Annotated in this window: 21 protein-coding genes; 15 read left to right on the top strand and 6 right to left on the bottom strand. The window is 67.1% G+C overall.

Translation table 11 applies throughout. From position 1 onward, the window contains the following. Nucleotides 1-191: 191 nt before the first annotated feature. Both phbB and BZF57_RS11665 read left to right on the top strand, forming a co-directional pair. The gene (gene phbB / locus BZF57_RS11670) at nucleotides 192-914 is read left to right on the top strand and encodes an acetoacetyl-CoA reductase (protein WP_086737954.1); all 723 of its coding nucleotides are present in this window, start codon (nucleotides 192-194) and stop codon (nucleotides 912-914) included. 295 nt (nucleotides 915-1,209) lie between these two features. Continuing rightward, a complete protein-coding gene (locus tag BZF57_RS11665; RefSeq protein ID WP_086737952.1) occupies nucleotides 1,210-2,118 on the top strand; it encodes a hypothetical protein in 909 nt (302 codons plus the stop codon). Between the two features lie 52 nt (nucleotides 2,119-2,170). On the opposite strand, the gene BZF57_RS11660 is transcribed toward BZF57_RS11665, so the two are convergent. Continuing rightward, nucleotides 2,171-2,962: a helix-turn-helix domain-containing protein gene (locus BZF57_RS11660; RefSeq protein ID WP_086737951.1), complete on the bottom strand. Its 792-nt coding sequence runs from the start codon at nucleotides 2,960-2,962 to the stop codon at nucleotides 2,171-2,173. A 133-nt stretch (nucleotides 2,963-3,095) separates the two neighbouring features. On the opposite strand from BZF57_RS11660, the gene BZF57_RS11655 reads away from it, so the two are divergent. Both BZF57_RS11655 and BZF57_RS11650 read left to right on the top strand, forming a co-directional pair. Beyond that, nucleotides 3,096-3,686, top strand: coding sequence for an NADPH-dependent FMN reductase (locus tag BZF57_RS11655; RefSeq protein WP_086737949.1), 591 nt, complete (start codon nucleotides 3,096-3,098; stop codon nucleotides 3,684-3,686). Nucleotides 3,687-3,740: 54 nt separating this feature from the next. Beyond that, nucleotides 3,741-4,295 carry a hypothetical protein gene (locus BZF57_RS11650; RefSeq protein ID WP_086737947.1) on the top strand — a complete coding sequence of 185 codons (555 nt, stop codon included), beginning with the start codon at nucleotides 3,741-3,743 and terminating at the stop codon, nucleotides 4,293-4,295. 24 nt (nucleotides 4,296-4,319) lie between these two features. Here the strand turns inward: BZF57_RS11650 and BZF57_RS11645 are convergent, their stop codons facing one another. From BZF57_RS11645 to BZF57_RS11625, 5 genes are all read right to left on the bottom strand, one after another. Beyond that, complete coding sequence (locus BZF57_RS11645; protein WP_143738475.1) at nucleotides 4,320-4,916, bottom strand: twin-arginine translocation pathway signal protein; 597 nt, start codon at nucleotides 4,914-4,916, stop codon at nucleotides 4,320-4,322. A gap of 56 nt (nucleotides 4,917-4,972) precedes the next feature. Beyond that, nucleotides 4,973-5,455, bottom strand: coding sequence for a hypothetical protein (locus BZF57_RS11640; protein ID WP_086737945.1), 483 nt, complete (start codon nucleotides 5,453-5,455; stop codon nucleotides 4,973-4,975). A gap of 17 nt (nucleotides 5,456-5,472) precedes the next feature. Next, nucleotides 5,473-7,269 (bottom strand): AMP-dependent synthetase/ligase, encoded by a 1,797-nt coding sequence (locus tag BZF57_RS11635; protein WP_086738064.1) that lies wholly within the window; start codon nucleotides 7,267-7,269, stop codon nucleotides 5,473-5,475. A gap of 175 nt (nucleotides 7,270-7,444) precedes the next feature. Beyond that, nucleotides 7,445-9,184 (bottom strand): gamma-glutamyltransferase, encoded by a 1,740-nt coding sequence (ggt, locus tag BZF57_RS11630; RefSeq protein WP_086737943.1) that lies wholly within the window; start codon nucleotides 9,182-9,184, stop codon nucleotides 7,445-7,447. A 9-nt stretch (nucleotides 9,185-9,193) separates the two neighbouring features. After that, nucleotides 9,194-10,237, bottom strand: coding sequence for a quinone-dependent dihydroorotate dehydrogenase (locus tag BZF57_RS11625; protein WP_086737941.1), 1,044 nt, complete (start codon nucleotides 10,235-10,237; stop codon nucleotides 9,194-9,196). Between the two features lie 301 nt (nucleotides 10,238-10,538). Here BZF57_RS11625 and BZF57_RS11620 point away from each other — a divergent pair, with 301 nt between their 5' ends. The 11 genes from BZF57_RS11620 (at nucleotide 10,539) to BZF57_RS11570 (ending at nucleotide 18,952) form a co-directional block, all read left to right on the top strand. Next, nucleotides 10,539-11,450, top strand: coding sequence for a helix-turn-helix domain-containing protein (locus BZF57_RS11620; RefSeq protein ID WP_086737937.1), 912 nt, complete (start codon nucleotides 10,539-10,541; stop codon nucleotides 11,448-11,450). A gap of 131 nt (nucleotides 11,451-11,581) precedes the next feature. Beyond that, the gene (locus BZF57_RS11615) at nucleotides 11,582-12,427 is read left to right on the top strand and encodes a helix-turn-helix domain-containing protein (protein WP_086737934.1); all 846 of its coding nucleotides are present in this window, start codon (nucleotides 11,582-11,584) and stop codon (nucleotides 12,425-12,427) included. Between the two features lie 85 nt (nucleotides 12,428-12,512). Beyond that, the gene (locus BZF57_RS11610) at nucleotides 12,513-12,953 is read left to right on the top strand and encodes an SUF system Fe-S cluster assembly regulator (protein ID WP_086737931.1); all 441 of its coding nucleotides are present in this window, start codon (nucleotides 12,513-12,515) and stop codon (nucleotides 12,951-12,953) included. Continuing rightward, a complete protein-coding gene (sufB, locus tag BZF57_RS11605) occupies nucleotides 12,950-14,431 on the top strand; it encodes a Fe-S cluster assembly protein SufB (protein ID WP_086737928.1) in 1,482 nt (493 codons plus the stop codon). The genes BZF57_RS11610 and sufB overlap by 4 nt, the downstream gene beginning before the upstream one ends. Before the next feature lie 136 nt (nucleotides 14,432-14,567). Beyond that, nucleotides 14,568-14,801 (top strand): DUF7336 domain-containing protein, encoded by a 234-nt coding sequence (locus tag BZF57_RS11600; protein WP_086737926.1) that lies wholly within the window; start codon nucleotides 14,568-14,570, stop codon nucleotides 14,799-14,801. Continuing rightward, nucleotides 14,794-15,363: a DUF559 domain-containing protein gene (locus BZF57_RS11595; protein WP_240505951.1), complete on the top strand. Its 570-nt coding sequence runs from the start codon at nucleotides 14,794-14,796 to the stop codon at nucleotides 15,361-15,363. Before BZF57_RS11600 ends, BZF57_RS11595 begins: the two co-directional genes overlap by 8 nt. After that, a complete protein-coding gene (locus BZF57_RS11590; RefSeq protein ID WP_086737924.1) occupies nucleotides 15,360-15,884 on the top strand; it encodes a hypothetical protein in 525 nt (174 codons plus the stop codon). The genes BZF57_RS11595 and BZF57_RS11590 overlap by 4 nt, the downstream gene beginning before the upstream one ends. Continuing rightward, the gene (gene sufC / locus BZF57_RS11585) at nucleotides 15,884-16,627 is read left to right on the top strand and encodes a Fe-S cluster assembly ATPase SufC (RefSeq protein WP_086737921.1); all 744 of its coding nucleotides are present in this window, start codon (nucleotides 15,884-15,886) and stop codon (nucleotides 16,625-16,627) included. The genes BZF57_RS11590 and sufC overlap by 1 nt, the downstream gene beginning before the upstream one ends. Next, nucleotides 16,624-17,379, top strand: a complete 756-nt coding sequence (locus BZF57_RS11580) for a SufD family Fe-S cluster assembly protein (protein WP_086737919.1) — start codon at nucleotides 16,624-16,626, stop codon at nucleotides 17,377-17,379. Before sufC ends, BZF57_RS11580 begins: the two co-directional genes overlap by 4 nt. Beyond that, nucleotides 17,376-17,723: a hypothetical protein gene (locus BZF57_RS11575; protein ID WP_086737917.1), complete on the top strand. Its 348-nt coding sequence runs from the start codon at nucleotides 17,376-17,378 to the stop codon at nucleotides 17,721-17,723. Before BZF57_RS11580 ends, BZF57_RS11575 begins: the two co-directional genes overlap by 4 nt. Continuing rightward, nucleotides 17,720-18,952 (top strand): aminotransferase class V-fold PLP-dependent enzyme, encoded by a 1,233-nt coding sequence (locus BZF57_RS11570; RefSeq protein WP_086737915.1) that lies wholly within the window; start codon nucleotides 17,720-17,722, stop codon nucleotides 18,950-18,952. Before BZF57_RS11575 ends, BZF57_RS11570 begins: the two co-directional genes overlap by 4 nt. Nucleotides 18,953-18,956 lie beyond the last annotated feature (4 nt).

The following is an 18,956-nucleotide window of genomic DNA, read 5'->3' as shown; positions in this document are numbered from 1 at the left end:
TGCTCTAGACCCCCTTCAGACCCCCTCCAGACCCGTCTTGACCCCCTCTTGCCCGGCACTCGACCCCCGCCAGCGGCGCTTCGCGCGGCCTTTTCGGGCGGGGCGGCAGCATAGCTATTCGGTTCTTCCCCTTCCCCTACGTCACCGTTAGGTTGGCCGGGGACAAGCGGTTTGCATAAGGGGAGAATATCATGGGCCGGGTAGCCATCGTCACCGGAGGGACGCGCGGAATCGGGGAGGCGATCTGCAAGCGGCTCCAGCGCCAGGGCCACACGGTCATCGCCAACTACGCCGGCAATGAGGAAAAGGCCCGGGCCTTCACGGCGGAAACGGGCATCCCGGCCTACAGGTGGGACGTGGGCGACCACGAAGCGACGCTCGCCGGGGTGGCGCAGGTCGAGGCGGAGCACGGCCCGGTCGACATCGTCGTCAACAACGCCGGCGTGACCCGCGACGGCACGCTCCACAAGATGAGCTACGACGACTGGAACGAGGTGCTGCGGATCAACCTCGGCGGGTGCTTCAACATGGCCAAGGCGACCTTCCCCGGGATGCGCGAGCGGGGCTGGGGCCGGATCGTCAACATCGGCTCGATCAACGGCCAGGCGGGGCAATACGGGCAGGTCAACTATGCCGCCGCGAAGAGCGGAATCCACGGTTTTACAAAGGCTTTGGCGCAGGAAGGCGCGAAGTTCGGGGTGACGGTGAACGCGATCGCGCCGGGCTATATCGACACCGACATGGTCGCCGCGGTGCCCGCTCCGGTGCTCGAGAAGATCGTCGCCAAGATCCCGGTCGGGCGCCTCGGCATGGCCGAGGAAATCGCCCGCGGGGTGGCGTTCCTGACGAGCGAGAACGGCGGGTTCATGACTGGTTCCACGATGAGCATCAACGGCGGGCAGCATATGTACTAGCGAGGGCAGGCGAGCAGCCCTGCTGCGAGGCGATGGCGCGCAGCGCCAGCCCGCCGGGCGGCCGGCGGGGCGGCGAAGCCGAACCCGTCCGACGTCAGCCTGCGGCTTCGCCGCAGGCAACATGCGGTCCGGCTTGCGCCGGAGCAGGAAAGCACGGCGCCTGTCGAGGGGATGACGGCTTCGCCCCCGGTTCCGTCCAAGACCTGCCCTTCAGCTCTCAACCCCGTTGCGGTCATTGGCTTGGTTGAATGTCCTGAAAAAGCTGACATTATCGTCATGCCCGGGAGACCAAAGCATGAAGCAGCTATTCTTTGTCCTTGCATCCGCCCTTGCCTTGGTAGACGGTGCCGCGGCATGGGCAGAAGAACCGGAGCCGGCTGCCGTCCACTGTGATTTACCTCGCGGATGGTCGGATGTGGCTGAACTCAATGCGCGCTTCGTTGTGTTCGGAGAATTGCACGGGACCAATGAAGGGCCGAATTTCGTTGGCTCGCTAGCCTGTGCGTTGGGACGCGATAACAACCGTGTGCTTGTGGCGATCGAGCACGATGCAGCCGAAAACGAGGCTCTTCAGTCGGCATGGAACTCGGATGATTTCGAGGACCGACTGCGCACCTTGCTATTTGCCGAAGGCTCGGACGGGCGCAGCAGCTCGGCGATGTTTGACCTGCTGGTTCGGCTACACCGGGTTAAGGAGAGTGGCGCGCCTTTAAGCATCGTCGCATTCAGCGGGTTCAGAGACGAACAACAAGCGGATCGATTTTCCAACCTGACTGGGCAAGGACCTTGGGAAGCGGCGCAAGCTGACAATATTGCCACCGCATCAACGTCGCCAACCTATGATCATGTGCTTGTCCTTGTTGGCAATTTTCACGCGATGAAGACCCCAGTCAGTCGAGGCGGATACGACTTCGATCCCATGGCGCTGCGTCTTTCGCAATATGGCAAGACGATCTCGTTGAACATGCGCTATGCAGATGGAACGAGCTGGAATTGCCTGTTGAAGCCCGGCGTTGATCGAACCAAAGGTCCGGTAAAATCCGAGGACATCGAATGTGGTCCGCACTCCACAAAGGGGGAGGCGGATCTGGGGTCAGAACCGTTCATCAGGCTTGAACAAACTGATGCGTCGAACGAGCGATCAGCTTTCGACGGTTTCTTCTGGGTGGGCGCCATCAGCGCATCCGCGCCGAAATCGCCGTAGGCGAAAAGCACCCCCGTTTCGCTACCGCCCCACTATAAGCCGCCATCGGCGCTCAGTCGATCACGATCCCCGCGACCTTCCACGCGCCGTCTTCCCACGCGAGGCTGATGCTTTCGGTCTGGCTCGTGCCGTTGGCATAGGCCGAGCGGAACTTGACCAGCCGGTAGCCTGCGGGCGGGGCGGGGACGTATTCGTTGCTGACGATGTCGCGGGTCAACACCTTGCCGAGCGGCAGGCGGAGGCGGGCCGAGACATCGCTCCAGACCTTCAGGGTGTTGAGCCGGCGGAACTCCGCCCCCGTGGTGGCGTAGCTGTCGGCCCAGCGGCTTTCGTCGATCATCACGAGGAAGGCCTCGGCGGCGGTGGCGGCTGCGGCGGCCTCGGAGCGGGTGCCCGCTTCGGGTTCGGCCCCGGCAACGGTCTCGGTCACGGCGGCGGAGCCCAGCACCGACAGGGGCGAGGCGGGCAGGAACAGGGCGGCAAGAACAAGCGACATCACGGTCACTCCCATCAGGACAAGAGCAGGACGCGGTCCTGCCCGCCGCCGGGTGGCGGACGCCGTGATCTCTGCCTCCTGGGCCGCGTCCGTCGCAGCCCCCAAAGGCTTGTCCCCCAGCGTTTCGGGGGGAGTCTCGGGGGCATCCCCCTCCTCTGCCAGCAAGCGCCGCGCTGCCTCGCGGCTGCTGGTGACGCCGAGCTTGCGCCGCGCATCGCGCAGCCGCTCGTTGACGGTATGGACCGACAGGCCGAGCTCGCGCGCGGCGGACTTGGCATCGTGCCCGCGCAGGATCAGGCGCAGGGTGTGCCGCTCCTTTTCAGTCAGTGTGTCGGTGCCGGTGGTCATGGAGCGGGTCTAGAATCCGCACCCCGCAGCGGCCACCCCGAATTTCTCGTATCCCGCCGCAGGCACGGCTCGCCACTTTTCGGCAAGCCCTGCCCTTTGAGAGGCGCTAGCCTCGTGCGCGAAGGAGATTGCCATGGCCGACCGCATCCTCGTCTTCTACGGCTCCTACCGCCGCGACCGGCAGGGCATCCGTCTCGCCGATTACTGCGTTCGCGAGCTGGCAGCACGCGGGGCCGATGTGGAGCTGATCGACGCCAGGGCGGTGGGCCTGCCGATGCTCGACCGGATGTACAAGGAATACCCCGAGGGCGAGGCCCCGGAGGCGATGGCGGCGCTGGCGGAGAAGATCCGCAAGGCGGACGCCTTCCTGTTCGTGGTCGGCGAATACAACTGGAGCGTGCAGCCGGGGCTCAAGAACCTCACCGACCATTTCCTCGAGGAGTGGTTCTGGCGGCCCGCCGCTATCGCCAGCTATTCGGCCGGGCGGCTCGGCGGGGTGCGCTCGGCGCTGGCATGGCGCGACATCCTCGGCGAAATGGGGATGGTGGTGGTCTCGAGCACCATCGCGGTCGGGCCGGTGAAGGATGCGCTGGACGAAGCGGGAGAGCCTGTCGGCGATGGCGGCAAGGCGCTGGAGCGGCAGTTTCCGAGGTTCGCCGATGATCTGGCATGGTGGACCGCCGCGGCGAAGGCGCAGCGGGAGAAGGTGGCGCCGCCTTATTGAGGCCATGTCTGCAAAGTGACGAAGGTTTAAGGGCTTGAGCGGTATGGTATTGCGATGTCGGTACATTTCGATGTCAGCAAGATCAGCTTCTTCGGCCTCGACGACTGGTCCGTGGCTGTCTGTGCCTGGCGCGGGTGCTGCCTCGAGGTCTTCGCGCGGGCGGAGCATTCTGTGGCGGATTGTCTGCGGACCCTTGAAGCCAAGGGGCTGGTGACGGGTAAGGAAGCCCGCAATCCCGCGGCCGCTTTACGCCTCAGAGCCTTGCAGGCCTGCATCGACCGCCATGATTTCGGCGGCCATGGCAAGGTGGCCAAATCGCGGATCGCTGCGTGGGAGCGCGCCTATGAACTGCGCGCCTATCTGGCTCACGGAACGGTCAAGGCCACTGGCAATGGAGTCGTGATCCAGCACATGACCTTCGATGGAAAGACGGAGAACCGCTTGCCGCCGCGTCAGATCACGCGGGTCGGGATGCTGGAACTGCTGGCGGACATCGAGCAGGCGCAAACACTGCTGCATCACCAACTTGGTCAGATCAAAGCGTGGGCCGACAAGGTGAAGCCGGCAAAAGCAGCGAGCAAGCCCGACCCCGGATCAAGTCCGGGGTGACGATCAAGGGGTGGCGCGAGCGCCTCAGCCACCCTTGCTCTTCGCCACAGCTGCGTCCCACTCCTCCCACGCGATGCTGCGCCCCGGATAGGCGACGCTCCGAAAGGGCCAGTCGCGGGCGATCCAGCCTTGCGTCCACGCGTAGAGTTCCGCGTCGAATCCGGCCTCGTATTCGGCCGCCGTCACCCACATCACCACCTGCGCATCGTGCCCCGCGACCTTGCTCGGGTAGATGTAGACGCAGCCGCGTTCGCGCGTCCCGTCGGGGGTGAGGACGGCATAGGCGAAGGACGAGCGGGCGGCGAAGCGCGCGGCTTCGGTCTCCATGTCGACCATTGCGTCCTTGAGGGTGATCCCTTCATTGGGCCAGCCGGTCGAGCGGGTGAAGGTCGCCTGCAAATGCGCGATCGAGGACATGTAGGCGCGGTAGTCGATCTCAACCAGCGCTGGCCCGAGGGGCACGAGCTTGAACCCGGGGCCCTCGACCAGCGTCGGCACAGCGAAATCGGACGCGATCCACGGGGCGGGCGCAGAGGCAGCAGGCGTTTCGGCATGAACGGGCGCGGCGAGCGTTCCGCCCAGCGCCAGCGCGGCTGCGAGTGTTTTCGTCCAGACTGTCATGCCGCCGTCCTATCTGCCCCGCCGCTCCGTCGCCATGCGTCATCCGGCCAGCATCGTCACCCGTTGAACGCCGCCACCGTGATCGCGTCCGCCGTGGCTTCGTCGCGATCGCCATTGCCGAGTTCGATCCAGTGGCCGTCCATCTGGAAATCGCGCGTGCCGTCGGGGGCGACCGTCTCGACACGGGTGAAAACGAAGGGCTCCTCGAAGCGGTAGAGCGCCGTTGCCGTGGCGATCGAGCGGCAATCGCCGGCGAACCGCCCGCCCACCGCCACGCTCACGCGGTAGCTGCCGAGCGGAACGCCGCGGATCATCACCTCCGCGCCGGCACCGATGAAATAGACGTGATCCTCCCCGCCGCCCTCGGCCGGTTCGAGCTTCACCAGCACATGGCTCTTTTCGCGGTTGAGGATGGTGAAATCGGGCAGCAGACGCGAAGGCGCGAAGCCGCCGCGCACCGCCGTGCCGTTGGGCAGGGTCACCGGGCAAGGCGCCGCCGCCTGCGCCAGCAGGGCCGCGCCAAGGACAGCGCCGAGCATCGCCCCCCGCGGCCCGCCTAGCTGCGGTACAGCCCGTCGATCCGCTCCTGATACCGGTCGCGGATCTTGTGGCGGCGGATCTTCATCGAGGGGGTCATTTCCTCGTTCTCGATGGTGAAGGCCTCGTCGGCGAAGGCGAACTGGCGGACCTTCTCGATCACCGAGAGGTCGGCATTGGTCCGGTCGACCGCCGCGCGCACCGCGTTCTTGAAGGCGGGCAGCTCCTGCAAGGCCTTCATGTCGAACTTCTCGCCGTTGGCGCGCGCCCATTCCAACGCCCATTCGGCATCGGGCACGATCAGGCCGACGACGTAGGGCCGCTTGTCGCCGCTCACCATCGCCTGTGCGATCTCGGGCTGGAGCGTCAGCATCCCCTCGACCTTCTGGGGCGCGATGTTGTCGCCCTTGTCGTTGACGATCATGTCCTTCTTACGGTCGGTGATCTTGATCCGGCCCTTGTGATCGAGGTGCCCGATGTCGCCGGTGTGGAGCCATCCGTCCTGAAGCGTGCGCGCGGTCTCGGCGTCGTTGCGCCAGTAGCCGTGCATGACGAGCTCGCCGCGCACGAGGATCTCGCCGTCCTCGGCGATCCGCACCTCGACCCCGCGCATCGCCGGGCCGACGGTGTCCATGCGCAGGCCCACCTTGGGGCGGTTGCAGCTGATCACCGGCCCGGCCTCGGTCTGGCCGTAGCCCTGGAGCATGGTGAGGCCCATCGCGTCGAAGAAGTTGCCGACTTCGGGGTTGAGCGGCGCGCCGCCCGAAACCATCGCCTTGATCCGCCCGCCGAACTTGGCGCGGATCTTGGGCCGCAGGGTCTTCTCGACGAGGAAGTCCATCGGCCGGTCGCGCAGGCGCTTCTTGCCATCCTTGGTGTTGCCCGCGATCTTGAGCGCGGCGTCCATCATGAAGTTGGCGACCTTCCCCTGTTTCTCGACCTGCTTCATGATCCGGGTGCGCAGCACCTCGAACAGGCGGGGGACGACGACCATGATCGTCGGGCGCGTTTCCTCGATGTTGCTGGCGAGCTTTTCGAGGCCTTCGGAATAGAAGATCTCCGCGCCCACCCCGATGGGGAGATATTGCCCGCCGGTGTGCTCGTAGGCGTGGGAGAGGGGGAGGAAGGAGAGAAAGCGCTCGTCCTTGATCCCGAAATCGGTGAGCAGGATTTCCGCCGCCCCCGCGACGTTGCACAGGATCGATCCGTGGTGCTGCATCACCCCGCGCGGGGCGCCGCCGGTGCCGCTGGTGTAGATGAGGCAGGCGGTCTCGTTGCGCTCGATGCGGCTGATCCGGTCATCCACCACAGCGCGCGCGGCGGCGGCATCGCCGGTGATGAGGCTCGACCAATCGTGATACTCGAAGCTGCCGGATTGCTGGCGCTTCAGGTTCTCGATCCCGACCACGTGCTCGACAAGGCCCGTCTGCCCGATCGCGCCGACCAGCGGGGCGAGCAGCTTCTCGTTCGAGACGAACACCGCGCGCGCCCCCGAATTGTCGAGGATATGCGCGTGATCGCGGCGGGTGTTGGTGGTGTAGGTCGGCACGGTGATGCAGCCCGCGGCCATGATCGCGAGGTCGGCGATGCACCACTCGGGACGGTTCTCGGAGACCAGCGCAACGCGGTCGCCATCCTCCAGCCCCATGCCGCGCAGCGCCTCGGCCAGCAGGCAGACCTGCTCGGCTGCCGACCGCCACGACTGCGTCACCCACTGCCCGCTGTCCTTGTGCCCCAGGAAGGGCGCATCGCCCTTTTCATCGGCGCGTTTCAGGAACAGCTCGACGAGGTTCTGCGCGTTGTCGATGTCCTGCAAGACCTGCGGGTCCGCAGGGTTGGCAACCGCGCGGGCAGAATGGGGCAGCGTGGGGGAATGCACTGGCAAAGGCTCCTGATCCCTTCGGAATATCTCGTTCGGGGTTGAGGTGCGACCCCGTGCGTCCTTTAGTTAGAAGGTGTGAGCCGTAGCGGCAAGCCGTGAGGCGGGCTTGTCAGGGGGTGACGACGCTGACGAGGCGCGGCTCGGTCGCCACTTCCCAGCTGCCGTCGGCGCGGCGGCCCAGCGCGTTGGCCTTGATCGGCGCAGCCCCGGCACGGATGCCCTTGTGGCCGAGCCGCTCCAGTTCCGCCTGCATCGCCACCAGCGGCGTGCCCTCCTCGATTAGCAGCATGTCGCCGACGGACATCGCGAAGGGCAGCGCCAGCGCGTCCTGCGCGCCGAGCTTGAAATCGAGCACGCCGATGATCCCGCGCGCGACGGTGACGGGGATGGTCGGCCCGCCCGCCGCGCCGATCACCAGCACCACCTTGCCGCTCGCATCATAGACGATGGTCGGCGCCATCGAGGAACGCGGGCGCTTGCCGCCCTCGACCCGGTTGGCGACCGGCTTGCCGTCCGCTTCGGGGGTCAGGGTGAAATCGGTGAGTTCGTTGTTGAGATAGAAGCCGCGGAAATGCAGCCCCGATCCGAAGGCGCCCTCGACAGTCGAGGTGTAGCTGACCGCATTCCCCCCGCTATCGACCACCGCGAAGTGGGTGGTGCCATGCTCGGGCTCCTCCGGCCCGTCCCCGCGCGCGAGCGGCGCGCCCGGGGGTACGCCGGGTTCGGGCTTGGCGATGGTGGTGGCGGGGTCGATCAGCGCGGAACGCTTGGCGAGATAAGCGCGGTCGACCAGCCCTTCGGTGGGCACCGCGACGAAATCGCTGTCGCCCGAATAGAGCTCGCGGTCGGCATAGGCGAGGCGCTGGCTTTCGATGAACAGGTGCCAGAACACCGGGCTGTCGGGGCCCAATGCGGCCAGATCGAAGCGCTCGAGCTGGCCGAGCATCTGCGCCACCGCGATCCCGCCCGAGGACGGCGGCCCCATGCCGCAGATCTTGTAGACGCGGTAGGTGGTGCACAGCGCCGCGCGCTCCTTGGCGGTGTAGCCGGTGACGTCGGCGGCGGTCATCTTGCCGTCCTGCGGGGTTGCGCCTGCGACATACCCGGCAAGCGCGGCGGCCGGCTCGGGGCCGTAGAACGCCGCTGGGCCCTTCGCGGCCAGCGTGCGCAAGGTCGCGGCGAGCTCCGGCACGCGCACCGTGGAGCCGACCGGCAGCGGCTGGCCGTCTGCACCGAAGAACACCGTGCGAGCGGAATCGGACTTGTCGGCGCGGCCCTTGTTGCCCGCCAGCGATTCGTAGAGGCGCTTGTTCATCACGAAGCCGTTTTCGGCGAGCGCGATGGCGGGTTCGAACAGCTTGGCCCAGGGCAACTTGCCGTGCGCCGCGTGGGCCTTGGCAGCGAGCGCGAGATTGCCCGGCACCCCGACGCTGAGGCCCGAGAAGACGCGGCTCTCGCGCGGGAGAACCTTGCCCGAGGCATCGAGGAAGCGCGTCGGCGTGGCGGCGGCAGGTGCGGTCTCCCGCCCGTCATAGGTGACGAGCGAGCCGCTCTTGGCATCGCTGCGCACCATAAAGCCGCCCCCGCCGATGCCGGAGCTTTGCGGCTCGACCACGGTCAGCGCCAGCATCACCGCGATCGCCGCATCGGTCGACGAGCCACCCGCCGCAAGGATCGCCTCGCCCGCCGCGGTCGCGCGCGGATCCGCGCTGCTGACGGCGCCGCGCGAGACCGGTCCGGCATAATGCTCAGGCGGGAAGGGCGGCCCGGATAGCGCGTCGGCTCCGTTGGTGGCGCAACCGCTCAGGACAAGGGCAAAGGGAGCGGCAAGGGCGAGGAAAATGCGCATGTGGGGGTGCTATTCGCTTCCGACGGCCTCGGCAATGCTCGCGAACCCGTCGCGCCGCATCAGGGTCTCGAGCCCCCGCACGATCCGCGCGCCCAGGCCCGGGCCTTCGTAGACCATCGCGGAATAGAGCTGCACCAGCGATGCGCCCGCACGGATGCGCTCCCATGCGTGCTCGGCCGTGGCGATCCCGCCCACGCCGACCAGCGGGATCGCACCGCCCGTCGCCTTGCGGAAATCGCGCAGGCGCTGCGTGGCGAGGCTCCGCAGGGGTGCGCCCGAGAGGCCACCCGTCTCGCCCGCATGGTCCGAGCGCAGATCGGGCCGCGAGATCGTGGTGTTCGAGACCACCAGCGCGCCGAGCTTCTTGTCGATGGCGATGCGGGCGATCGCGTCAATGTCCGCTGGCTCGAGATCGGGGGCGACCTTGAGGAACACCGGCGGCTTGGCTGCATCCCCTATCGCCTCGTCCCGCGCCGCGATCACCGCGTCGAGCAGGCCGGTCAGCGCGCTCTCGTCCTGCAGCGCGCGCAGGCCCGGCGTGTTGGGGCTGGAGATGTTGACGCACAGGTAGCTGGCAACTGGCGCCATCATCCGCGCCATCACCGCGTAGTCGGCGATGCGGTCGGCCGAATCCTTGTTCGCGCCGATGTTCACCGCGACGATCCCGGGGCGGCCCGAGCGCGCGCGCAGCCGCGCCAGCGCCGCCTCGGCCCCGCCATTGTTGAAGCCCATGCGGTTGATCACCGCCTGATCCTCGACCAGCCGGAACAGGCGCGGCTTGGGATTGCCCGCCTGCGGGAGCGGGGTGATCGAGCCGACCTCGGTAAAGCCGAAGCCGAGGCCGAGCAGCGCGTCGGGCACCTCGGCGTCCTTGTCGAACCCCGCCGCGACGCCGACCGGATTGGGGAAGGTAAGGCCCGCCACCTCCACCGCCAGCGGCCCGGGCGCCGCCGGTGCGCGCGAGGGAAGCGCCGCCAGCCCGCGCAGCGCGAGGCGGTGACCGGTCTCGGAATCGAGCGCGAAAATGGCGGGGCGGATCAGGCGGAACAGCATGGCCCGTCGCCTATGCCAGCGCGGCCGCCGTGTCGAGCGGGTCGACGAAGGCGAGGTGTTCTCCCCCCTTTCGGCAAGGTCGCCGAAAGCCTGATCTGCTCCCCCGCAAAGACCCGTGTCGCTTGCATACAATCCTCCTGAAGATTGGCAGGCTATCAGATCCCCGCGACCCGAAGGGCTCGGAGCAGCAATGCAATGAGTTCCTCAACTCAATGGGCGGCGTTCCTGTTCGGGAGTGCCGCCCTTTTTTGATGCGTTTTTGACGGGTGCGGGAATTGTGGCATGAGGGCAGAGGATTGCCATGGATGCCCCCCTGTCCCCCGACATATCGAAGCCCGGCGATAGTCCCGCGCTGACCCCCGCGGCGCTGATCGCGGTCGATTACATCGCCCCGCCCGCGCCGCTCGCGCCCTTCGTCACCACGCTCTACCACTTCCGCTGCGACGAGCGGTCAATCCGTGACATCCAGCCCGCTTCGATCGGCAATCTGTGCTTCTTCCCGCACGGCAAGGGCGAGATGCTGTTCGCTGCCGGGCACCGCGATCCCAACCACGAGGTCGGCCTGCTCACCCCGCTCTCGCGCGCGACCCCGATCGAGGTCGAAGGGCCGTTCCATGCCTTCGGCGCGGCGCTGACGCCGGTGGGGTGGGCGGCGCTGACGGGGCTCCATGCTGGCCAGCACCGCGACCGGCTGCTGCCGGCGGCCAGCGTGCTCGGGCCGCAGATCGAGGCCGAGGGGCAGGCATGGCTCGCCGCCTATCGCGCAGGCCGGATGAGCGGGCGCGACTGCGCGCTGGCGGTGGGCGGGTTCATCGCGGCCAACCTCAAGCCGCTCAACCCGCGCCATCTGGAACTGATCGCGGCGACCGGGCGCTGGCTGGGCGCGGCCTTCAATCCCGAGGTCGGCAACCTTGCCGGCGTGGCAGGCTATTCGCCGCGGCAGGTGCAGCGTCTGGTGGAGCGCTATTTCGGCCTCCCGCCCCGCGCGCTTGCCCGCAAGTACCGCGCGCTCAGGGCCGCAGCCCTGCTCACCGCCCCGCACCTGTCGCTGGAGGACGAGGCCGAGATCGCCGAGGCCTTCTTCGATCAGCCCCACATGATCCGCGAGATCACCCACTTCGTCGGCCGCACGCCCGCGCGGCTCGGCGATGCCTCGACGCCCTACCTCGCCGAGATGATCGATGCGCGTAACCTGCGCGAACTGAACGGCTGATCCCTCTCGACAAGCGGCAACAGGTTGCGCAAAAAGACCGGGTGGGGGCTAACGGCTCCCCGGGTCGCGCAAACCAGAACAGGGGGCCCTCCGGTTGACGGGGGTGGTGTTGGTTGCCGTTTCGCACAAAGATGATCGCGCCTGCCGAGGATGCGGCGGCGCTGGTCCATACCTTCTACACCATCGAGACTGATGCCGGGCCGATCGAGGAGGCGATTCCGGCCTATTCCGCGCAGCTGATCGTGATGGTGCGCGGGCAGGTGCACTTCACTTTCGCAGACGGGTCGACGGGGACCTCCTCCGCGGTCTTCATCAACGCCCCGCAGATGCGCAGCGCCCGCGCGGTGCTGGAAGGGCCGGTGCTGCAAGTGGGGGCATCGCTCACCCACACCGCGTGGCAGCGGCTCGCCAACCTGCCCGCAGATGAAGTGCACGACCGGCTGCTCCCGGCCGAGGCCGTGCTGAGCGCCGACCAGATCGCTGCGCTCGAAGCCGCTGCCACCGCCTGCCGGGATGGCCGGATCACACCCGAGGATGTCTGCACGGCGCTCGCCGCGGTCATCGCCGAGGCGCCTCACACGCCCAATGCCGATCATGTCGCGGTGGTCGATGCGATCCTGCGCTGGCTGGCGAGCGGGTTCGATCCCGCGCTCGCCGATCTCTATGCCGCCGTCAGCGTCTCACCGCGGCAGGTGCAGCGCATCTGCCGCCGCTTCTTCGGGGTCGCCCCGGCACAGGTGCTCAAGCGCTTCCGTGCGCTGCGGGCGGCGATGCTGCTGTCGCAGCCGGGGATCAGCCGGGAGCTGCACGACCAGCTGATGGCGACCTATTTCGACCAGGCTCACCTGATCCGCGACATCCGCCGCTACACCGGACGCACACCCTCGCAGTTCCGGCGGCAGTCGCTGGCCGAAGAACTGCTCGATCCGGCCGCGCATGGCGATGCGGGCACACCGCTCAAGTCCGCCGCCGAGTAGGGCGCATTGGCGGCTTGTAATGCGAGCGAAGTACTCCTAATTGCCAATTCGGACTGATTCCGTCCGAATTGAGAACCGCTCGCAAATGCGCCTGTCCAACCTTGCCGATTATGCCGTCATCACGATGTGCCAGGCTGCCCTGCATTGCGGCAACGGCCGGGTGAGCGCAGCCGAGCTTGCGACCGAGACAGGCCTTCCGGTGCCGACGGTTCAGAAGCTGGTCTCCAAGCTGACCGCCGCGGGGCTCCTTCGCAGCGTGCGCGGCGCGCATGGGGGCTTGCAACTCGGGCGTCCGGCGGCCGCTATCACGGTCGCGGATATCGTCGAGGCGATCGAGGGCCGCATCGCGCTCACCGCCTGCATCGATCACACCCCCTGCGATTTCGAGAGCGGGTGCAACATGAAGCCGCACTGGCCGATCATCAACAACGCGCTGCGCGGCGCGCTGGCGGGCATCACCCTCGCCCAGCTGCGCGGCCCCGTCGCCCCCGCGACGACCACCATTTCCGAGGACCTTCCGGCATGAGCGAAGAGATCGACATTCAAGACCGTGAGGCGCGCGAAGCGGCGGCCAAGGTCGCCGATTACGAGCATGGCTGGTCGGCCGATATCGACACCGAATTCGCGCCCAAGGGTTTGAGCGAAGACACCGTCCGCTTCATCAGCGCCAAGAAGAACGAGCCCGAATGGATGCTCGAATGGCGGCTCAAGGCCTTCCGCCTGTGGCAGACGATGGAGGAGCCCGACTGGGCCAAGATCGGCTACCCGCCGATCGACTATCAGGACGCCTATTACTACGCCGCGCCCAAGAAGAAGGCGACCATCGCTTCGCTCGACGAGCTCGATCCCGAGATCAAGGCGGTCTACGACAAGCTCGGCATTCCCGTGGCGGAGCAGGAAGTGCTCGCCGGGGTCGAGGGCGCGCGCAAGGTCGCGGTCGATGCGGTGTTCGACTCTGTCAGCGTCGCCACCACCTTCCGCGAGGAATTGAAGCGCGCGGGCGTGATCTTCCTCTCGATCTCCGAAGCGATCCGCGAATATCCCGATCTGGTGAAGCAGTGGCTCGGCCGCGTCGTGCCGGTCCGCGACAACTACTTCGCGGCATTGAACTGCGCGGTCTTCTCCGATGGCACCTTCGTCTATGTGCCCGAAGGCGTGCGCTGCCCGATGGAGCTATCGACCTATTTCCGCATCAACGCCGAGAACACCGGCCAGTTCGAGCGCACCCTGATCATCGCCGACAAGGGCGCCTACGTCAGCTACCTCGAAGGCTGCACCGCGCCGATGCGCGACGAGAACCAGCTCCACGCCGCGGTGGTGGAACTGGTCGCGCTCGACGATGCCGAGATCAAATACTCGACCGTGCAGAACTGGTACCCGGGCAACGCCGAGGGCAAGGGCGGGATCTACAACTTCGTCACCAAGCGCGCGCTGTGCCAGGGGGACCGCTCGAAGGTCTCGTGGACGCAGGTCGAAACCGGCTCCGCGGTGACGTGGAAGTATCCCTCCTGCGTGCTCAACGGCGAGGATAGCGTGGGCGAGTTCTACTCGGTCGCGGTCACCAACAATTACCAGCAGGCCGACACCGGCACCAAGATGATCCACAACGGCAAGAACAGCCGCTCGACGATCATCTCGAAGGGCATCAGCGCGGGCAAGTCGAACAACACCTATCGCGGCCTCGTCCGTGTCGGCCCGACCGCCAGCGGCGTGCGCAACTTCACCCAGTGCGACAGCCTTCTGCTGGGCGATCAATGCGGCGCGCACACCGTGCCCTATATCGAAGTGAAGAACCCCAGCGCCCAGATCGAGCACGAGGCGACCACCAGCAAGATCAGCGACGAACAGCTGTTCTACGCGATGCAGCGCGGCCTCGGTGAAGAGGAAGCCGTCGCGCTGATCGTCAACGGCTTCGCCAAGGACGTGCTGAAAGAGCTGCCGATGGAGTTTGCGGTCGAGGCGCAAAAGCTGTTGGCGATTTCGCTGGAAGGTTCGGTTGGATGATTAGCCTCGCCCACCCCAGAACCGTCACCCCGGCGCAGGCCGGGGCCCAGAGCGGCAAAGTGCAGCGCTCGGCCTCACTGGGTCCCGGCCTTCGCCGGGATGACGAAGGGGCGATTTCGCTTGAGGGGGGCGTGAGGTGAACTCGGTCTACGTTGTCCAACATGAGCGCGAACTTGATGACGACGCCTCCGAGGTGAAATTCATCGGGGTTTACTCTTCGCAAGCTGAGGCTGATGCCGCGATTGAAAGGTTAATCAAACAACCGGGCTTCAAGGATTTCCCCGACGGTTTCTGTGTCGATGAATACTCGCTCAATCAGGATCACTGGCCTGAAGGTTTCGTGACAGAAGATGAAATGGCCGATGACTGAACGCAAAACCCTCGCCCTCAACCCTGAGGCTGCCTCCTCCGCCGACGCCCCCGCGCTCAAGAAGAAGGGCCGCGGGTGGGAGATTTCGGAGAAGCGGCTCGATGCGCTGCACGAACAGGCGCGCGAGTTGCGGCGCCATTCGTCCGAGGCACACAAGGCGCTCGCGGCGAAGTTCGCGGCCGCCGACATGGGCCGCTACACCTTCAAGCGCCACGCGGTGGTCGGCTCCGCGATCGTCGATTTCAACTGCCACAACCTCGGCCTCGCGCTGGCGATCGACGAGGAGGGGCAGAACGACACCCTCGCCAAGCGCCGTGACAAGAGCCTCGAGAGCGTCGGCATCAAGGTGATGCGCATCGCTGCGAAGGACATCCTCGAGAACCTCGACGAGGTGCTGAAGCAGCTCACGCAGGTGATGCGCGATCGCATCGCCGAGCGGAAGGAAGCTGCCCGCGCGCACAAGGCGGCCAATCCCAAGCAAACCTATTCGCGCCCCAAGCCGCGCGGCGACGACCGTGCCGACCGCAATTCCACCCCCAAACCCCGGAGCCGCAAGCCGTGATCCTCGCCACTCTCCTTGCCCCCATCGCCCTGCTCCAGCTTGGCGGTGAGGCCGCCGTCGCGGTCAAGAACGACAATCCGGAAACCTGGAGCGTCGAATATCCGCGCGCCATTCAGGGCCAGGTCGCCGATTACCGTCGCTGCCTGCAGGTCACCGACCGCCGCATCGCGGGCAAGGCCGATTTCGAGAGCCAGCACGCCGCCGATCTCACCCGCTGCGCCGCGCAGAAGGCCAAGTCGATCACCGAGGCGAACGAAATCCTCGTCAACGCCAAGACGAAACTCACCCCTGCCGAGGTCGACACGCTGTTCGACAACATCGGCAAGATCCACGTCGCGCGCGGGCGCGATCTCGACCAGCAGTTCATGGCCCGCGTCAACGGCGCGCAGGCGGCGAGCGATGCCTATGAGGCCGGGCGCCCCAAGGGCCTCGTGCTCGAACTGCGCGATGCCAGCGTCGTCAAGGCGCGCACCGATGCGGCAGCGGAAGCGGCCGCCAACAAGGACAAGGACGGCGAATAATGCTGATCATCGACAACCTTCATGCCAGCGTCGGCGACAAGCCTATCCTGAAGGGCCTCTCGCTGACCGTCCCCGCGGGCGAGGTCCACGCGATCATGGGCCCCAACGGCGCGGGCAAGTCGACGCTCACCAACGTGCTCGGCGGCAAGCCCGGCTACGAGGTGACCGCGGGCAGCGTGACCTTCCGCGGGCAGGATCTGCTCGCGCTCGAACCGCACGAGCGCGCGGCGGCGGGGCTGTTCCTGGGCTTCCAGTATCCGGTCGAGATCCCCGGCGTCTCCAACGTCCAGTTCCTGCGCGAGGCACTGAACGCCCAGCGCAAGGCGCGCGGGGAGGAGCCTCTGAGCGGGGGCGAGTTCCTGAAGCTCGCCAAGGACAAGGCCGCACTGCTCAAGATGGACATGGAAATGCTCAAGCGGCAGGTCAATGTCGGCTTCTCGGGCGGCGAGAAGAAGCGCGCCGAGATGGTGCAGATGGGCATCCTCGACCCGGCCTTCGCGGTGCTGGACGAGACCGATTCGGGCCTCGATATCGACGCGCTCCGGATCGTGGGCGCGGGGATCAACGCCATCATGCGCAGCCCCGACAAGGCGGTGCTGCTGATCACCCACTACCAGCGCCTGCTCGACGTCGTGGCGCCCGACAAGGTCAGCATCCTCGCCGGTGGCCGCATCGTCGAGACCGGCGGGCCGGAACTCGCCCTCAGGCTCGAGGCCGAGGGCTATGACGCGGTGATGGCGTGACGACAGCCACTCTCCCCACCCGCCGTGACGAGGCGTGGCGCTATGCCGACATGGACGGCCTGGCGCGGCTTGGCGTCGCGGCGCTCGACCAGTGGAAGGATATCACCCTCGCCCCCGGTGAGACCCGGCGGCACGCGATGGTGGTCGGCTCGGCCGCGCCCGAGTTGCACCGCATCCGCCTGACCATCGGCGAAGGCGCGCGGGCGGAGCTGTTCGTGACCAACGCAGGCGGTGACTACACCCGGGTCGAGGTCGAGGTGCGGCTCGCGAAGGGTGCGCATTTCGAATTCGGCGGCGTCACCATCGGCGGGGCCGGCGTCACCCGCGAATTCGTGACGCAGGTCGTCCATGCCGAGCCCGAGGCGACCTCCAACCAAACCGTCCGCGCGGTCCACTGGGCCGGTGCGACGGGCAATTTCCTCGGCGAGATCAAGGTCGCGCGCCATGCGCAGAAGACCGACGCGGCGCAGGACTTCAAGGGCCTGCTGCTCGAGGCAGGCGCGAGCGCCAATGCCGTCCCGCAGCTCGAGATCTTCGCCGATGACGTCAAATGCGCCCACGGCGCCACGGTTGGCGCGCTCGACGAAGCTGCGCGCTTCTACATGATGGCGCGCGGACTCGATCCGGCGACGGCGCAGCGGCTGCTGGTGCAGGCTTTCATCGGCGATGCCTTCGTGGCGCTGGAGGACGAAGCCGAGCGCGAGACCCTGCTCGACGCCGCGCTGGCGGCGCTGGAGGGGGCGAAGCTGTGAGCCTGATCCTCGCCCTCGCGCTGGCTCAGGCACCGGCTGTCGTCGGCACCGTGCCTGTGCCCAATGCCGAACTCGATGCAGCCCACGCCTGCCTGAAGAAGGGTACCGAGAGCCTGCTTGCCGAGAGCCGTCCCGCCCCTGACGAACAGGCGCGCTGGGACTGGGCGGTTGCGGTCGCGGCAGGTTGCGAGGCCCAGATCGAAGCGGCGGCCAGCGCCAAGGGCTCTGTGGTGGTCTTGGGACAGTATGCGCACACCAACATCTCCAAGCGGGATATGCTTCGCGCCGAAGCCAACTACTTCGTCGATCGCCTGATCCGCGAGCATTACGAGGCCAAGGCATGAACGCGCCCGCCACCATCACCGCCCTCGCCGGTCTGCGCGCCGACTTCCCCGGCATGGTCACCCATGACGGCAAACCCTGGCACTACCTCGACACCGCCGCCACCGCGCAGAAGCCGCGCGCGGTGATTGACGCCATGGCACGCGCGCTGGGCGAGGATTACGCGACCGTCCACCGCGGGGTCTACACCCGGTCGGCGGAGATGACGCTGGCCTACGAGGCGGCACGGCGCACCGTCGCGCGCTTCATCGGCGGGCACGAGGACGAGCTGGTCTTCACCCGCGGCGCGACCGAGGCGATCAACCTTGTCGCGCAGACCTGGGGCCGCGCGAACCTCAAGGCGGGCGACCGCATCCTGCTCTCGCAGGCCGAGCACCATTCGAACATCGTGCCCTGGCAGATGGTGGCGGAGGAAGTGGGCGCCGAGATCGACGTCTGCCCGCTGACGGATGATCACCGGATCGACCTCGATGCCGCCGAAGCGATGCTGACCGAGCGTCACAAGCTGGTTGCCTTGGGCCATGTCTCCAACGTCACCGGCGCGCTGCTCGATGCCCCGCGCGCGGCGGCGCTTGCGCACAAGGTCGGGGCGAAACTGCTGCTCGACGGGTGCCAGAGCGCGCCGCACATGGGGGTCGATGTCGCGGCATTGGCTTGCGATTTCTACGTCTTCTCCGCGCACAAGCTCTACGGCCCGACCGGGATCGGGGCGCTGTGGGCGAAGGCGGAGATCCTCGCCGATATGCCCCCCTATCAGGGCGGCGGGGCGATGATCGACCGGGTGACCTTCGCCAAGACCACCTACGCCAGCGGGCCGCAAAGGTTCGAGGCGGGCACGCCCGCGATCACCGAGGCCATCGCCTTCGCCGCCGCTGTCGACTACGTCAGCGCAATCGGCCCCGCGCGCATCCACGCGCACGAGCAGGCACTGGTGGCGAAACTCCGCCGCGACCTGGGCGCAATGAATGACGTGCGCCTCTTCGGCCCCGCTGACAGCGCCGGGATCGTCAGCTTTGCGCTCGACGACATCCACCCCCACGACCTCGGCACGATCCTCGACGAGAGCAATGTCGCGATCCGTGCCGGGCACCACTGCGCACAGCCGCTGATGGACTACCTCGGCGTTCCCGCCACCGCGCGTGCCAGCTTCGGCCTCTATTCGACCGAGGCCGATGTCGACGCGCTGCTCGCCGGGATCGCCCGCACCCGCAAGATTTTTGGAAGAGGATGAGAGC

Source organism: Erythrobacter colymbi (assembly GCF_002155685.1).
Classification (GTDB): Bacteria; Pseudomonadota; Alphaproteobacteria; order Sphingomonadales; family Sphingomonadaceae; genus Erythrobacter; species Erythrobacter colymbi.
Note: the sequence above shows the minus strand (reverse complement) of the source record. Positions and strands in the feature narration are given on the sequence as shown.